The sequence below is a fragment of the Amycolatopsis sp. WAC 04197 genome, from assembly GCF_003947475.1.
GTDB lineage: Bacteria > Actinomycetota > Actinomycetes > Mycobacteriales > Pseudonocardiaceae > Amycolatopsis > Amycolatopsis japonica.
The window spans coordinates 466219-479952 of the sequence record NZ_QHJK01000001.1; the positions used below are offsets into that span (position 1 = coordinate 466219).

General features: G+C 66.1%; 19 protein-coding genes. 10 read left to right on the forward strand and 9 right to left on the reverse strand.

Annotation, left to right across the window (positions count from 1 at the left end; translation table 11 throughout):
• The first annotated feature begins 18 nt into the window (after window positions 1-18).
• Window positions 19-666 (forward strand): HNH endonuclease family protein, encoded by a 648-nt coding sequence (locus DMC64_RS02285; protein WP_369797390.1) that lies wholly within the window; start codon window positions 19-21, stop codon window positions 664-666.
• Between the two features lie 28 nt (window positions 667-694).
• On the forward strand, window positions 695-1351 hold the full coding sequence (locus DMC64_RS02290) for an alpha/beta fold hydrolase (protein ID WP_125731731.1): 657 nt from the start codon (window positions 695-697) through the stop codon (window positions 1349-1351).
• Here DMC64_RS02290 and DMC64_RS02295 read toward each other — a convergent pair.
• Window positions 1329-1964, reverse strand: a complete 636-nt coding sequence (locus DMC64_RS02295; protein ID WP_125731733.1) for a nitroreductase family protein — start codon at window positions 1962-1964, stop codon at window positions 1329-1331. The genes DMC64_RS02290 and DMC64_RS02295 overlap by 23 nt on opposite strands.
• A 55-nt stretch (window positions 1965-2019) precedes the next feature.
• Here DMC64_RS02295 and DMC64_RS02300 point away from each other — a divergent pair, with 55 nt between their 5' ends.
• Window positions 2020-2496, forward strand: a complete 477-nt coding sequence (locus DMC64_RS02300; RefSeq protein WP_052120267.1) for a MarR family transcriptional regulator — start codon at window positions 2020-2022, stop codon at window positions 2494-2496.
• Here the strand turns inward: DMC64_RS02300 and DMC64_RS02305 are convergent.
• The 3 genes from DMC64_RS02305 to DMC64_RS02315 form a co-directional block, all read right to left on the reverse strand.
• Window positions 2465-2890, reverse strand: a complete 426-nt coding sequence (locus tag DMC64_RS02305; RefSeq protein WP_037333278.1) for an ATP-binding protein — start codon at window positions 2888-2890, stop codon at window positions 2465-2467. The two genes, DMC64_RS02300 and DMC64_RS02305, sit on opposite strands and share 32 nt — an antisense overlap.
• A 77-nt stretch (window positions 2891-2967) precedes the next feature.
• Entirely contained in the window at window positions 2968-3741 is a 774-nt protein-coding gene (locus tag DMC64_RS02310; protein ID WP_037333276.1) for a SigB/SigF/SigG family RNA polymerase sigma factor, read from the reverse strand.
• Window positions 3738-4154, reverse strand: a complete 417-nt coding sequence (locus DMC64_RS02315; protein WP_037333273.1) for an anti-sigma factor — start codon at window positions 4152-4154, stop codon at window positions 3738-3740. Before DMC64_RS02315 ends, DMC64_RS02310 begins: the two co-directional genes overlap by 4 nt.
• 136 nt (window positions 4155-4290) lie before the next feature.
• Here DMC64_RS02315 and DMC64_RS02320 point away from each other — a divergent pair, with 136 nt between their 5' ends.
• From DMC64_RS02320 to DMC64_RS02340, 5 genes are all read left to right on the forward strand, one after another.
• Window positions 4291-4599 (forward strand): WhiB family transcriptional regulator, encoded by a 309-nt coding sequence (locus DMC64_RS02320; protein WP_037315146.1) that lies wholly within the window; start codon window positions 4291-4293, stop codon window positions 4597-4599.
• Between the two features lie 214 nt (window positions 4600-4813).
• A complete protein-coding gene (locus DMC64_RS02325) occupies window positions 4814-5167 on the forward strand; it encodes an STAS domain-containing protein (protein ID WP_016330770.1) in 354 nt (117 codons plus the stop codon).
• A 57-nt stretch (window positions 5168-5224) separates the two neighbouring features.
• Window positions 5225-6010, forward strand: coding sequence for a metal-dependent hydrolase (locus DMC64_RS02330; RefSeq protein ID WP_125731735.1), 786 nt, complete (start codon window positions 5225-5227; stop codon window positions 6008-6010).
• A gap of 63 nt (window positions 6011-6073) precedes the next feature.
• Window positions 6074-6631 carry a TetR/AcrR family transcriptional regulator gene (locus DMC64_RS02335; protein ID WP_125731737.1) on the forward strand — a complete coding sequence of 186 codons (558 nt, stop codon included), beginning with the start codon at window positions 6074-6076 and terminating at the stop codon, window positions 6629-6631.
• Window positions 6632-6684: 53 nt separating this feature from the next.
• A complete protein-coding gene (locus DMC64_RS02340; RefSeq protein WP_125731739.1) occupies window positions 6685-6996 on the forward strand; it encodes a hypothetical protein in 312 nt (103 codons plus the stop codon).
• Window positions 6997-7047: 51 nt separating this feature from the next.
• Here the strand turns inward: DMC64_RS02340 and DMC64_RS02345 are convergent, their stop codons facing one another.
• On the reverse strand, window positions 7048-8685 hold the full coding sequence (locus DMC64_RS02345) for an ABC transporter permease (RefSeq protein WP_125731741.1): 1638 nt from the start codon (window positions 8683-8685) through the stop codon (window positions 7048-7050).
• Window positions 8682-9578: an ABC transporter ATP-binding protein gene (locus tag DMC64_RS02350; protein WP_125731744.1), complete on the reverse strand. Its 897-nt coding sequence runs from the start codon at window positions 9576-9578 to the stop codon at window positions 8682-8684. Before DMC64_RS02350 ends, DMC64_RS02345 begins: the two co-directional genes overlap by 4 nt.
• Window positions 9579-9672: 94 nt before the next feature.
• Here DMC64_RS02350 and DMC64_RS02355 point away from each other — a divergent pair, with 94 nt between their 5' ends.
• Window positions 9673-10176: a GbsR/MarR family transcriptional regulator gene (locus DMC64_RS02355; protein WP_037333262.1), complete on the forward strand. Its 504-nt coding sequence runs from the start codon at window positions 9673-9675 to the stop codon at window positions 10174-10176.
• A gap of 230 nt (window positions 10177-10406) precedes the next feature.
• On the opposite strand, the gene DMC64_RS02360 is transcribed toward DMC64_RS02355, so the two are convergent.
• Both DMC64_RS02360 and DMC64_RS02365 read right to left on the reverse strand, forming a co-directional pair.
• Window positions 10407-10718, reverse strand: coding sequence for a helix-turn-helix domain-containing protein (locus tag DMC64_RS02360; RefSeq protein WP_158634196.1), 312 nt, complete (start codon window positions 10716-10718; stop codon window positions 10407-10409).
• A gap of 223 nt (window positions 10719-10941) precedes the next feature.
• A complete protein-coding gene (locus DMC64_RS02365; protein ID WP_125731748.1) occupies window positions 10942-11253 on the reverse strand; it encodes a hypothetical protein in 312 nt (103 codons plus the stop codon).
• A gap of 374 nt (window positions 11254-11627) precedes the next feature.
• Between DMC64_RS02365 and DMC64_RS02370 the strand changes: the two genes are divergently transcribed.
• Window positions 11628-12689: a hypothetical protein gene (locus DMC64_RS02370; RefSeq protein WP_125731750.1), complete on the forward strand. Its 1062-nt coding sequence runs from the start codon at window positions 11628-11630 to the stop codon at window positions 12687-12689.
• Between the two features lie 11 nt (window positions 12690-12700).
• Here DMC64_RS02370 and DMC64_RS02375 read toward each other — a convergent pair whose 3' ends face one another.
• On the reverse strand, window positions 12701-13570 hold the full coding sequence (locus DMC64_RS02375) for a 1-aminocyclopropane-1-carboxylate deaminase/D-cysteine desulfhydrase (RefSeq protein ID WP_125731751.1): 870 nt from the start codon (window positions 13568-13570) through the stop codon (window positions 12701-12703).
• Window positions 13571-13734: the final 164 nt, after the last annotated feature.

A 13734-nucleotide genomic window follows, 5' to 3' on the forward strand; every position in this document is an offset into this window, starting at 1 on the left:
GCCACGCGTACCAGCCAGATGACCACTGCTCAGCGGTTGCTCCTGCTGATCACCCTCGCCGCCGTCGTGCTCGCGGTGTTCTGGTTCGTGAGCGGCAAGGGCGACGCGCTGCAGCCGAAGCCCGCGAACCCGGCGAGCGCGGCCGACGCGCGCAAGCAGCTGGACGAGCTCACCGTCGCCCCGCGCGGCTCGATGGACGGCTACGACCGCAAGAAGTACCCGCACTGGGACAACCAGGGGAACAACTGCAACACCCGCGAGTTCGTGCTCAAACGCGACGGCAAGGACGTCAAGACCGGTTCCGACTGCGCCCCGACCTCCGGCAGTTGGACGAGCATCTACGACGGCGAGACCTGGACGAAGCCGACCGACGTCGACATCGACCACATGGTGCCGCTCGCGCAAAGCTGGGTCAGCGGCGCGAAATCGTGGACCGACGAGAAGCGGCGCCAGTTCGCGAACGACCTGACCCGGCCGCAGCTGTTCGCCGTCACCGACAACGTCAACCAGGAGAAGAGCGACAAGGCGCCGGACCAGTGGAAGCCGCCGCTCGTCTCGTTCTGGTGCACCTACGCCACCGACTGGATCACCGTGAAGCACTACTACGGCCTCACGATCACGACAGCGGAGAAGAGCGCGCTCAGCGACATGCTCGGTCGTTGCTGATCCGCCCGGTTTCGGGTTGGCTGGGGCCATGGCGACCTTCGTACTGATCCACGGCGGTGGCGGCAGCGCCTGGGACTTCCACCTCCTCGAGGCGGAACTGACCGGGCGTGGGCACGACGTCGTCGCGGTGAACCTGCCGATCGAAGACGAAAAGGCGGGCTTCCCGGAACACGTCGAAGCCGTCGTGAACGCCATCGGCGATCGCGGGGACCTGGTCGTGCTCGGTCATTCCTACGGCGGCTTCACCGCGCCGTTGGTCGCCGAGAAGCTTTCGCCGCGGCTGCTCGTGATGCTGACGCCGATGGTCCCGAAGCCGGGCGAGTCACCGGGGGACTGGTGGGGCAACACGGGTTTCAAGTCCGACGAAAGCCTCAGCGAAGAAGAGCAGTTCTACAACGGCGTCCCCGCGGACATCGTCGCGGAGGCGGGCTCGCACGCCCGGAACCAGGTCAGCGCCGAATGGGGACAGCCGTGGCCGCTGGACAAGTGGCCGGACGTCCCGACGAAGGTGCTCATCGCGCGTGAAGACCGCTTCTTCCCGCCCGAGTTCCAACGCCGGGTCGTCCAGGACAGGCTCGGTTTCGTCCCCGACGAGATCGTCGGGTCGCACTCCGTGCCGTTGAGCCACCCCAAGGAACTGGCGGCCCGCTTGGAGTCCTACCTCACCAGCGATCCAGCCGCATGACCTCTTCCAGCGGCTGACGCGCGGCGGGCTTGAACGTGTCGCCGGTGTAGAACGCCGTCGGGATCAGCGCGGCCTGGTGCACGTTCTCCGGCAGGCCGAGGATCGCCGCGGCCTCCTTCTCGTACGCGAGGTGCAGCGTCGTCCACGCCGTGCCGAGCGTGACCGCCCGCGCCGCGAGCATGTAGCTCCACACCGCCGGCAGCAGGTTCCCCCACAGCCCGGCCTGGTTCCCGGCGGGCAGGTCCGCGCTGTCGGTCTCCAGGCACGGGATGACGTGCACGGGCACTTCGCCCATCTTGTCGGCCAGGTACTCGACGCTGGAGCCGACGCGCTTCTGCACCTTCGAGCGCTGGGGGTCGTCCGCGAACAGCTTTCCCGCCGCCCGAGGGGAATCCAGGTACTCGCGGCACGCCCGCTGGTAGAGCTTCCCGAGCTCGGCCCGCTGCCCGGGATCGGTGATCACCAGCCAGTGCCAGCGCTGGGTGTTCGACCCGCTCGGCGCCTGCAGCGCGACCTGCAGGGCGTGTTTGACCAGTTCGAGAGGCACCGGCCGGGTCAGGTCCAGTCGTTTGCGGACGGTCCGGGTGGTCGTCAGCAGCTCTTCGGGCGTCATCTCAGAAGTATGTCGTTATGATCCGCTGGTGGGGAGGCCGCCGCGCGAACGAGGGATGGGCACTTTGCTCAGGCACGTCCTCGACGTGACCGAAGCCGACGTCTCCGCGTTCTTCGAGGACATCGGGCTGGGGGACTACCGGCCGCGGTTCACGCCGTTCGTCCGCGCGATCGTCGCGCACGGGCCGCTGCCGATCCGCGACCTCGCCGCCGAAGTCGGCGTCACCCATTCCGCGGCCAGCCAGACCATCGCGCAGATGGCGCGTCAGGACCTCGTCTCGCTCCGGCCCGGGACGGACGCCCGGCAAAGGATCGTCTCGCTGACCGAGAAGACACTCGGCCTGATGCCGACGCTCGAAGCGGAATGGGCGGCGACCAGCGCCGCGGCCGCCCAGCTGGAAGCCGAACTGCCGTACCCGCTCAGGGAGGTGCTGGTCGCCGCCGTCGAAGCGCTGGAGCGGAAATCGCTGCGCGAGCGCATCGCCGAGACGGACGCCGCACTCAAGCTGAAGCGTCGGCTCGAGCAAGACTGAACACGGCCCAGACGTACTTGCCGCCCGAGCAGAGCTCGTGTCCCCAGTCGTCGGCCAACGCGTGCACCAGCTGAAGACCGCGGCTGCGCGCCGCCATCGGCGACGGCTCCTTCAGCTTCGGCCGGTTCGTACCGGAGTCGAAGACCCGCAGGGTGAGCCTTCCGTCGGAGTATTCGACTTCGAGCCTGTCCGGCTTCTCTCCGTGCTCGAAGGCGTTCGTGACGAGCTCGGAGGTGGCCAGGAGGACGTCGTCGACTTCCGGCCCGTCGAGGCCGAGGTTCCCGAGAGTCGTCCGCACGGCCTGTCGCGCGACGGCGGGTGCCGTCACATCGACCGGCAGGGGCAGGGAGACCACCGGCAACGAGCCCTCCGATCGCGTCTTGGACATCGTCATGGTTCCGCACCTCCCCTCACGAGAGACTCCCAGATCCGCTGTTCGCCTCCCTGATACCCACAAGGGCCGAGGTCGAATCAGACTCCGTCGGTGAGTTCCGTCTCGGTCAATCCTTCACGCAGTTTCTTGAGCGTGGCGGCCAGCAACCTTGACACCTGCATCTGGGAAACGCCGACCCGGCGCGCGATATCCGACTGGCTCATCCCGGACCCGAACCGCAGCGCGACGATCTTGCGCTCGCGATCGGGCAGCCGTTCCAGCATCGGCCGCAGCGCTTCCCGCAGCTCCGCCTGGCTCAGATTGGCGTCCGCCTCGCCGAAGCGGGTGTGCGCCGAGTTCTCCAGGAGGTTGTCCAGCGAGGCCCCATAGCGGCCTTGGCCTGCCCGGAGGCCCTCGTAGACCTCGTCGATCGGGACGCCGAGATGCGCGGCGATCTCACTGGGTTTCGGCGCGCGCGAGAGCCGGACGGTGAGCTCCTCGCGCACGGCCGAGATGTTCGCGTTCAGCTCCTTGAGCCGCCGCGGCACCCGGACCGACCAGCTGTTGTCACGGAAGTGATGCCGCAGCTCGCCGGAGATGGTGGGGACCGCGAAGGCCAGGAAGTCGCTGCCCTGACCGGGATCGAACCGGTCGACGGCGTGGATCAGCCCGATCGTCGCGATCTGGACCAGATCCTCCATCGACTCGTCCCGGTTGCGGAACTTGCGCGCCAGATTGCGCGCGAGTTCGAGGTGCGCGCGCACCAGCTCGTCCCGCAGCGCCTCGCGCTCGGGGGCGTCCGGGGGCAGCGCGCACATGCGCTCGAACAGGACCGGGACATCCGCGCCGTCTTGCCCGACGGGTTCGGTCACGGCCGGGCCGCCTCGCTCTCCCGGACGAGTTCCACCCTGGACAGGTAGCCGCCGTCGGCCGGGGTGACACTCCGCCGCGCGGACGTCGCGAGCGCGGTGAGCAGCTGCCAGGACAGACCGGTCTCGTCGTCGGGTTCCGGGGAGTCCGAAAGCACCGAGACGGTCACCTCGATCCGCCCGTCCTTCCACGAGAAGACGCAGGTCAGATGGCCGTCGGCGGCCGAGGGGAGCAGCATGGAGCAGGCCTCGTCCACCGCCATCCGGAGGTCTTCGACGGCGTCCAGATCGAAGTCCTGGCGCATCGCGATATCCGCGACGATCGTACGGAGAGTGGGTACCACGTGCGGTACCGCGGCCGTGCGTACCTCGATGAGTTGAGCGCCCTCCCCGCCGGGCGGGGTGTTGTCCACCACGTGTGTTCCTCTCTCGAGCTGCGCTGCCGATCGGTCAGATGCCCTGGGTGTGAGCAAACCAAACCCACGTTTGAGCCGTGCAGGGGGCGGGCATGTAACCGGCGACAAACGATCTCCTTGGAAGGCGGGGACCGACATGGCTGACGTGAGCCGGCTGCCGAACGTGGTGGCGGAAGAGTGGGACTGGCAGCTCCGTGGGTCGTGCCGAGGCGCGGACAGCAGCTTGTTCTTCCACACGGACAACGAACGCGGTTCCGCCCGTGAGCGGCGCGAATCGCGCGCCAAGGCGATCTGCCAGACCTGCCCCGTGCTGGCGCAGTGCCGCAAGCACGCGCTCGCGGTGCAGGAGCCGTACGGCATCTGGGGTGGCCTCGGCGAGATCGAGCGTCGCGAGCTGTTCCTTCGTGAACGCCGCGCCGGGCGCAAGGCCTTGACCGCGCATTGAGCGCGCCCCGGGCACCGGTCGGCGACGCGCACGACGGCGATCGTGGCGCCCCGTCCGTACTGGGTTAGGGTTGGGACTGTCGTTGCGGGGACAGCCACGCCTACCCGCCGAAGAAGAGCGTGCGTCCGTGTCCGGACTGGGCGCGGCCGTCGCTTGAGACCACAGGCGCGTTCCGGCGCTGAGCGTCGGTTCTCACCTGATGAGGAGAATGTGCATGCCCGCAGCGGACCAGAACACCACGCCGCCCGGTTTCAGCATCACGCTGGACGCCGACGCGTCTGAACCGCGTGTGGTGGTCACCGGTGAGCTCGACCTGCTGACGAGCCCGCAGCTTCAGGAGACCCTCGGGGCCCTGATCACGGACAAACCGTCCGGCCGGGTGGTCGCCGACCTGACCGGCGTGACCTTCTTCGACTCCTCGGCGCTGAACGTGGTGCTCCAGGCGCAGCGTCAGGCCGCCGAGAAGGCGGTCGAGCTCGAACTGGTGCCCAGCCCCCAGGTGAGCCGCGTGATCGAGCTCACCGGCGTCGCCGAGCACCTCAGCGTGTCGGAGGAGCCCCCCGCCTGATCCCCCGCTACGGTCGTGGGCTCGTGATCCGCGACACCTGGGGGCAGCTGCAAGATGATGGGGCGGACGCATGCCCTGACGGGGTGGTGCGCGGGCCTCGCGCTCGCGCCCGCCGTCGGAGCGGGCACGGTGCACCAAGCGGTCGTCTTCGCCGCGACCACGGCGGGTTTCGCACTCCTTCCCGACCTCGACCATCCGGGCGCTCGCGCGTCGAAGCTGCTCGGCTGGTTCACCGGCGCGATCTCATGGCTGCTTCGCCGCGTTTCGGCGGGGCTCTACGCGCTGACCAAGGGGCCTCGGGACGAGAAGGTCACCGGTAAGCACCGCCATCTCTCGCACACCGTCCTGTTCGCCGTCGGCCTCGGTTTCCTGACCTCGTGGGGGACCACCGAGGGCGGGCCTTGGGCCGTGTTCGGCGTCGTCGTGCTCGGCCTGCTGCTCGCGGAAGGCGCGCTCGGCGACTGGCTCCTGCCGGTCAGCGGCGCCGCCGTCGGCTGGTGGGTGTGGACCGCCCCGCCGGACAAGGCGGCGCAGCTCGCGGAGATCTCCGGCTGGCTCGGCATCGCCGTCGCGGCCGGGTGTTTCGTGCACTGCCTCGGCGACGCGCTGACCGAATCCGGCTGCCCGTTCCTGTTCCCGATCCCGATCGCGGGCGAGACCTGGTACGAGATCCGGCCGCCGAAACCGCTGCGGTTCCGCACCGGCAAGAAGGTGGAGAACCGGCTGATCTTCCCGGTGTTCGCGGTCGCCGCGGTGGTGCTGATCCCGGGTGTCTGGGAGTACCTCTTCACCACGGTCCAAGGGCTGCTCACCCCGGGCGGGACGCAGACCGCGGTCCAGTGAGGAATGCCCTCGTCGCCGTCGGCGTTGAATCGGAACGCCGGACCCGGTTGAGGAGGGGGAACAGTGGACAAGCCCGTGCTGCGCGCCGACGCGCGCCGCAACCGAGCGAAGGTGCTCGCGGCCGCCGAAGAGGCCTTCGCCGTCGACGGCCTCGCCGTCCCCCTCGACGAGATCGCCCGCATGGCCGGTGTCGGCGCGGGCACCGTCTACCGGCATTTCCCCAGTAAGGAAGCGCTCTTCCAGGCCGTCGTCGTGGACCGTCTCGAACAGTTCGCGCGGGAAGCCCGCGAGTTGCTGACCGCCGAAGACCCCGGCGAAGCATTCTTCGACTTCTTCAGACGCGTCGTCCAGCAGGCGTCCCGGAACCGGGCCCTCTGCGACGCGCTCGCCGAGACGACCGGGCTGGGTTTCAAGGCGAGCGCGGGCGACGAATTCCGCTCGGCGACGCAGGCGCTGCTGACCAGGGCACAGGCCGCGGGCGCGGTGCGTGAGGACATCGACGGCGACGACCTGCGCGCCCTGATCGCCGGGTGTCTCGCCGCCGAACGGTACTCACTCGAAGAGCGGCATCTCGTGCGGATCATTGTCGACGGTTTGCGCACGCTACGTAACAAAACGTAAGATCAACGCGAGTAGTCCCCGTACCTGCGCTTCGCATGGCGAGGGGGTGCCGGATGTCGAGTCAGGGTTCCGTCACGGTCGCGGCCATCGCGGGTCTCGCGACCGGACTGCTCGTCGCCGCGCTCCTGGTCGCCAGCCGTGAGCCCCAGCCCCGCGTCTACGAAGTCGGCACGACCCCGTCCCCGACCTCGACGTCCCGTTCGGTCGGGCCGGTCACGGTGACCGTGCCGGGGAGCGCCCCGGAGCCGCTCGTCATCACGCGGACCAGCACGCCGGCGCCGCGCACGGTGACCAGGACCGTGACGCCCTCGCCCACCTCGACGGCGCTGCCGCCTTCGACCACCACCGGGTTCCGAAGCGACTGAGGACCGTGAAGGCCGCCCCCGATGAACGGCCTCCACGGTCATCCCCTGTGGCTAGCCGACGTCGCGACGCCGCCAGCCCATGAGCCCGGCCACGAGCGCGACCACGGCGACCCCGGTCAGCCAGACCAGCGGTGTCGCGGTGAACTCCGCGGCGGGCAGCTTCGGAACGTGCGAGAACGGTGAGGCGTCCACGATCGCCTGCGGCAGGTTCAGCACCGGGCCGAACAGGCTGAGCAGCAACGCCAGCCCGGCGATCGCCCACGCCGCCGTCGTGAACTTCGGCGCCAGACCGAAGAGGGTCACGGCGAGCCCGGTGATCACCCACACCGCCGGAAGCTGCGCCAGCGACGCGACCACCATGTCGCCGACCGCTTCGCCGACCCCGCCGGACCGCATCCCGTTCGACAGTCCCAAGAGGACACCGCTGACGAGCATCATCAGCGCGGTGCCACCGAACGCGAACACGAGATGGCTCCCCAGCAACCGCATCCTGCCCACGCCCGTCGCGAGCAGCGGCTCGACCCGCACCGCGGTCTCCTCGGCGCGCAGTCGCAACGCGGCCTGCACCCCGTAGAGCGCGACGACCATGGCGAACAGTCCGGTCATCGCCGCCATGAAGGCGTCGACCAGCCCGTCCGTGCCGCCGAGACGCTGGAAGATCTCCTTCGCCTGCTGGCTTTCCCCGACGACGTCGCCGATCCCGCTCGCGACCGAGCCGAACACCGCGGCGCAGACCGCCGTGCCGATCAGCCAGCCGAGCAACGGACCCCGGTGCAGCCGCCACGCCAGCGCGAACGGGCTGCGCAGCGACGCCGCGGCTTCGGCGGGTCCGGGACGCGGCGGGATGATGCCGGTGCCGACGTCGCGCCGCGGGAGGAGCGCGTAACCGATCGCGCCGACGACCACGGTCGCGGCCAGTGGCAGCAAGAACACCCACCAGCGTTCGCCGGCGAACGCCCGGATCTGCTGCGCCCACCCGATCGGCGAAAACCAGGAAACCCAGGTCGCGTCCGAGGTCGAGTCACCGACGGCGCGCAGCAGGAACGCGACCCCGACGGCGGTGGCGCCGATCCCGTTGGCCGTCCGCGAGTACTCGGCCACCTGGACGGCGACCGCGGCGACCGCCGTGAAGACCAGACCGGTCGCCGCGGTGGCGGCGCCGAGCGCGAGCGACCCTTCGACGGGCAGCTTCGCGCCGATCATCAGCCCCGTCTCGACGAGTCCGATGAGGACACTCGCCCCGGCCGACACCAGCACACCCGCGGTCAGCAGGGCGTACCGGCCGACCACCGCGGAGGCCAGCAGTTCCGCGCGGCCCGAGTCCTCCTCGGCCCTGGTGTGGCGGGTGACGGTGAAGACCGCCATCAGCCCGATGACCAGGGCGAGGAAACCGCCGAGCCGCCACGCGGTGAACCCGCCCGCGGTCGAGAGGTCGAAGGCCGGGCCGTAGATCAGCGAAAGGGACGGGTTCGCGCCCATGCCCGCGGTGAGCCCGGCCCGTTCGGCGGCCGTCGGGTACAGGGTTTCGAACGTGCCCGACGACGTCGAGGGCATGATCCCGAGCAGGACGATCCAGATCGGCAGGACGATCCGGTCCCGCCGCAGCGCCAGCCTGGTCAGCTGCCAGGTGCCGACCAGTCCGTGCGCCGGCCCGGAAACGACGGCCGGGCGCTCCAGCGTCGCGGTCATTTCGCGCTCGCTTCGGTGGTGTAGTGGCGGAGGAACAGTTCCTCCAGCGTCGGCGGCTGGCTGGTCAGGCTGCGGACGCCGACCTGGGTGAGCTGCCGCAGCGCTTCGTCGAGGGAACGGGTTTCGACGTCGAAGCGGACCCGGTTGCCCTCGACCTTGAGGTCGTGGATGTTCTCGAGTTCGGTGAGCCCGTTCGGCGGACCGGCGAGTTCGGCCGAGATCGACGTCCTGGTGAGGTGCCGGAGCTCGGCGAGCGTGCCGGTCTCGACGGTGCGCCCGTTGCGGATGATGCTGACCTTGTCGCAGAGCGCCTCGACCTCGGCCAGGATGTGGCTCGACAGCAGCACCGTGCGGCCCTGCTCGCGCTCCTCCTGGATCGCGTACTGGAAGGTGGCCTCCATCAGCGGGTCGAGGCCGGAGGTCGGTTCGTCGAGGATCAGCAGGTCCACGTGCGAGGCCAGCGCGGCCACGATCGCGACCTTCTGCCGGTTGCCCTTGGAGTAGGTGCGCCCCTTCTTCTTGGGGTCGAGGTCGAAACGTTCGACGAGGTCCTTGCGGCGGCGCTGATCGAGCCCGCCCCGCAGCCGCCCCAGCAGATCGATCACCTCGCCGCCGGAGAGGTTGGGCCAGAGGTTCACGTCGCCGGGGACGTAGGCGAGGCGCCGGTGCAGGCTCGCCGCGTCCTTCCACGGGTCGCCGCCGAGCAGGCGGACGTCGCCCGAGTCCGCGTGGAGCAGACCGAGCAGGACCCGGACGGTGGTCGACTTCCCCGCGCCGTTCGGGCCGAGGAAGCCGTGCACCTCCCCCACGGGTACCCGCAGGTCGAGGCCGTCCAAAGCCTTGGTCCGGCCGAAGGATTTGTGGAGGCCGGAGATGGAGATGGCGTTTTCCATGAAGCTGAAGGTACAGTGATTTCACGAAGTTGTGAAGTTAAGAAAACGTATGGATGGTGTGATCACTCTGGGGGAAGTGAGAGAGGATGTGCCCATGACGACGACGCCTGAGAGTGCTTCGAGCACGCAGAGAGACGAGGACGCCGTCCGCCGTTACGTGGAGCACCTGGGCCTCACGCTCTCCCAGATCGGGATGCAGCGGATGCCCGCCAGGGTGTTCGCCGCGTTGATGACCACCGACGCCGGCCGCCTCACCGCGGCCGAGCTGGCCGACCAGCTGTCGGTGAGCCCCGCCGCGATCTCGGGGGCCGTGCGGTACCTGGAGCAGATCGGGCTGGTCGCCAAGGAACGCGAGCCAGGCTCGCGCCGCGACCACTACCGGCTCTTCGACGACCTCTGGTACGCCACCTTCATGAAACGCGACCGCATGATCACCATGTGGCGCGACGCGGCCGATGAGGGCGTTTCGGCGCTGGGGCCGGACACGCCGGCGGGCGAGCGGGTCGCCGAGATGCGCGACTTCCTGAGCTTCATGATCAAGGAGCTCAACGACATGTACGCGAAGTGGCACGAGATGCGGGCCGAAAAGGGCAAGTAGGTCATCGGGCCTCGTGAGTGTTTAGGACGGTTAGAGCTGACCCTGTTTAAGTTACCTACTCGTGACCTGCGGATTCTCGCGCTGCGGGGGCGGGGGGCGACGGTTGCCTGTGCCGCGCCCCCTTGCTCGCCCCCGTGCGCAATCCCTGCGTGGACCTTTCTGCCGCTCGGCTCGGCCGTGTCGGCTACGGTCGCGAGTTGCGGCGTATAGGCCGACGTCTCGGACTCCGGCTAATTCTCGGGTTGCGGGGGGTGAAGTGATTCACCTGACTCGTCGTCGCCAGTGGCGACGACGAGGACGCGGAACGTGTAACCGAGAACTCGCGCATACATTTGAAGTTCGGTTATGTTGCATGCGTAGGTCGGGCTGTGCTCCCAGCGCCAGACAGTTGACGGATGCACGTTCAGCTTGTGACCCACGTCGAGCAGGGACCAGCCCCGAAGCTTCCGAATCCGGCCAAGTTGCGACTGAACCCGGATCACTTCGTGCATGGCGTACGTATCGTCGTTCGTATCGCCCGTACCGGCCACCACGTCGCACACCCTCATATTCTGTTCCTGTTCTGTTTGTTAGCGGGTTACCGGCAAAGACCAAGGGATCCAAGACCAGGGTTATGATCTGACGTCGGAAGCCTTGTGCTTGTCACCCTCGATCGCCGCCGAAACCCTGAAGCAGCGGCAGCCGACCGAACATTGGGCAGCTATCCAGCGAACGCACTTCGAACGCCTCTTGCGCATGCACCGAGAATGTAGATGCAAGGCATGGTTAGACATCTTTGTCATCTTCCGGCCAATCGTTAGTACAAAGAGTTAGCCTCTTGTTGCATTCGCGCGCGAATTCAAGTGCGTTGAAAGCTAAGGCGATAGCGAATTCCCTGGCTGCTTGCGCTTCATGGCGTCGCGCTCCCGCCGTGAAAATGACTTCGGTCAGGCCGTCCGAAAGCATCAATCCCGGTATTGCACGCTGGTAACGCGGGAGGCACTGCGACCACGTCAGGCCGTCCACTGCGACCTCAAAACGGTCGCCCCGGGACTCATGGCTTGCCGCCTGACTCCAGTACGCTTCAACGCTGCTCACGGCACCCGTCCTGCTTCCCACTCGCGAAGCATCCGGGCAGCGTCCGCCCAGTCTTCGAGGGTCATGTCCGCGATCATCGTGGCGTGCTTGCGGTTCTCTATGTCTATCTCGCCGCCTAGCCGATGGCCGCGATTATCGAACATGAAGCACAGTGGGCCATCGGTCGCAGGACTCGCTTGGGTCATCCTGTCCGCCCTCCTAAAGAGTTATCGATCGAGCCGTACTTGCGTCTACGAAACAGCAGGTCAGCGCGACAAGACACCCCGTAGTACCGTGATCTTGTGGGACACTATGTCCCTGTTCAACCGGTACGTCCCGCACGAGCGGGCGTGGCACTACGGTCCATGCCCACAGGCGAGAGGAGACAGTCAACCATGCCATCAGCCCTGCGAAGTCTGCGACAAGAGCAACGAGAAGTGGTCGCCGCTCAACGTGCCGACCACAAAACTTGGGTTGAAATCGCGGCCCTGTTTTGCAGCCGCTATGGCGTTAACCTTCGCGCGGCAATGCGCATGGTTCATGATTGGAGTCAACGCGATGCGGCCGATCGATGGAACGCCCGCTGGCCCGCCGACCCAAAGACTTTCAAGAATTTTTCATACTGGGAACTATGGCCCGGCCCAACCGGCCATGCACCCTCACTTGACGTTCTAGGACGTCTCGCGGAACTGTATGAATGCAGCGTATCCGATCTGCTCGACGATTGCGCCAACTTTCGCTCAAATGACTCTGCTTATAAAAACAATGCGAATAGACTAGTTCGCCTGCCAGGGATCCCAAAGAAAGATGTTCCATCGTCTGGCAAAGATGAAGCACACGATCTCGGAGAGCTAATATCAACCTTGGAGCTGACTGACGTGAACGAACTGGCGCGCCTCGCGGCCGAATGGTCTAACGCGCTCGGCGAATCATCTAATCGGCGCGCATTATTGCTGAAGCTGAGCGCTGGTCTATCCCTTGCAGCTGCGTCACCCGCCCTGGCAGACGACGCGAACCCGGCTGATTCCACTCTGGAATTGTCTTCGCAAAGGGAGGGAATGACGGGCATTTGGCGCAGTCGGTATACATACCCCAGTACCGGTCGCGGCAAGGATTTCGTAGGCGAACACTTTGTTGTTATCCGCCAGCAAGGAAGTAAGCTGGTGGCCCAGAGTCTTCCGCATTCCACTGGTTCCAGCCTGCGAATTGAGCTTATAGTTGACGACTCCGTGGCAACCGGAAGCTGGCGAGAAACTACATCACCGCATGGGTACTACAAGGGAGCGACATATCACGGCGCCTTGCAATTGTTTGTCGACCCGAGTGCGCGACGTATGCATGGCATGTGGCTTGGGTTCGGCCGTGAGTTCGTCATCAATAGCGGTCAGTGGTTGCTAAGCCTGGAAAGCTCTTCCATAGGGAAGAACGCTCAGCGTGAATATCACAACAAGAAGTAGCGTTATGACAACTAGGATATCAGGGCCACTATCGACGTTCCGGCTTTGAAGCGGTCATGGTCGATAAGGTCCATCAATCCGTACATCATCTTTGCCTCGTAAATCCAGTCTAACTTAAGGCCGAAGCGCGACTCGAAGTCTGCAATGAAAAGTCTTAGCACCTGATCTGCTTTGGCGTACCCGCCGAAGTGGTACCCCAGTTCAATTGACCATCCGTCATCACTGTGTCCGAATGCCTGCTCTTGAAGTTCGCGAACATTGTCCACCAGGAATCCCGCACCCTTAAGTACTGCAAACCCCTTGGCGTGCTGATCTCGGCGCAGTGCGCTGGCGATGCCTGCCAACGTGCCGCCCGTGCCGCACGCACAGCATATAACGTCAAAATCGACCGTTATTTCTTCAATCAACTCTGCGCAGCCAGGTAAGGCGAGAGCATTACTTCCGCCCTCTGGCATCAGGTAGAACCGTCCGAACTCGGTACCCAGGCGTTCGATTACGTCGGAATCATCTTTATGTCGGTAGGTTTCGCGATCCATGTACGTCAGTGTCATTCCACAATCGACGGCGTACTCTAGTGAGGGATTGAGCGGATTGTGCTCTTCGCCTCTTATGACACCAATAGTTTCGAACCCAAAGTGCTTGCCTGCCGCCGCCACGGCGCGAACATTATTCGAGTAGGCACCACCGAAGGTCAAGAGACTAGAGTGGCCATCCTTCGTTGCTGCATTCAGATTGTATTTCAACTTGCGCCACTTGTTGCCCGGAAACTCCGGGTGAATAAGGTCATCGCGCTTGAGGTAAAGGCGAATTCCTTTGGCGTCCAAACGACCGTCGCGGACCTCAGTAAGGGGCGACGGTAGCCGCAAGTTCAAGCCGGTCATAAAGGCACATGCTATGGGATCCTTGCCGCCATGCCAGTGCGTAGACGGCCTGACGATCCGACCCGTGATCCGGCCCACCCCCACGACGACCGTAACGCACGGTGACAAGAATCATCGTCATGATCACTCGAATGATCTATTGCGGATCAGATTTGATCATGGGA

Excerpts from the sequence above, each read along its gene's own strand:
- DMC64_RS02350 (WP_125731744.1), bottom strand. The coding sequence starts at position 9,578 with ATGGAAAACGCCATCTCCATCTCCGGCCTCCACAAATCCTTCGGCCGG.
- DMC64_RS02375 (WP_125731751.1), bottom strand. The coding sequence starts at position 13,570 with ATGACCGGCTTGAACTTGCGGCTACCGTCGCCCCTTACTGAGGTCCGC.
- DMC64_RS02285 (WP_369797390.1), top strand. The coding sequence starts at position 19 with ATGACCACTGCTCAGCGGTTGCTCCTGCTGATCACCCTCGCCGCCGTC.
- DMC64_RS02300 (WP_052120267.1), top strand. The coding sequence starts at position 2,020 with ATGGGCACTTTGCTCAGGCACGTCCTCGACGTGACCGAAGCCGACGTC.
- DMC64_RS02295 (WP_125731733.1), bottom strand. The coding sequence starts at position 1,964 with ATGACGCCCGAAGAGCTGCTGACGACCACCCGGACCGTCCGCAAACGA.
- DMC64_RS02305 (WP_037333278.1), bottom strand. The coding sequence starts at position 2,890 with ATGACGATGTCCAAGACGCGATCGGAGGGCTCGTTGCCGGTGGTCTCC.
- DMC64_RS02340 (WP_125731739.1), top strand. The coding sequence starts at position 6,685 with ATGTCGAGTCAGGGTTCCGTCACGGTCGCGGCCATCGCGGGTCTCGCG.
- DMC64_RS02325 (WP_016330770.1), top strand. The coding sequence starts at position 4,814 with ATGCCCGCAGCGGACCAGAACACCACGCCGCCCGGTTTCAGCATCACG.
- DMC64_RS02330 (WP_125731735.1), top strand. The coding sequence starts at position 5,225 with ATGGGGCGGACGCATGCCCTGACGGGGTGGTGCGCGGGCCTCGCGCTC.
- DMC64_RS02370 (WP_125731750.1), top strand. The coding sequence starts at position 11,628 with ATGCCATCAGCCCTGCGAAGTCTGCGACAAGAGCAACGAGAAGTGGTC.
- DMC64_RS02290 (WP_125731731.1), top strand. The coding sequence starts at position 695 with ATGGCGACCTTCGTACTGATCCACGGCGGTGGCGGCAGCGCCTGGGAC.
- DMC64_RS02355 (WP_037333262.1), top strand. The coding sequence starts at position 9,673 with ATGACGACGACGCCTGAGAGTGCTTCGAGCACGCAGAGAGACGAGGAC.
- DMC64_RS02320 (WP_037315146.1), top strand. The coding sequence starts at position 4,291 with ATGGCTGACGTGAGCCGGCTGCCGAACGTGGTGGCGGAAGAGTGGGAC.
- DMC64_RS02345 (WP_125731741.1), bottom strand. The coding sequence starts at position 8,685 with ATGACCGCGACGCTGGAGCGCCCGGCCGTCGTTTCCGGGCCGGCGCAC.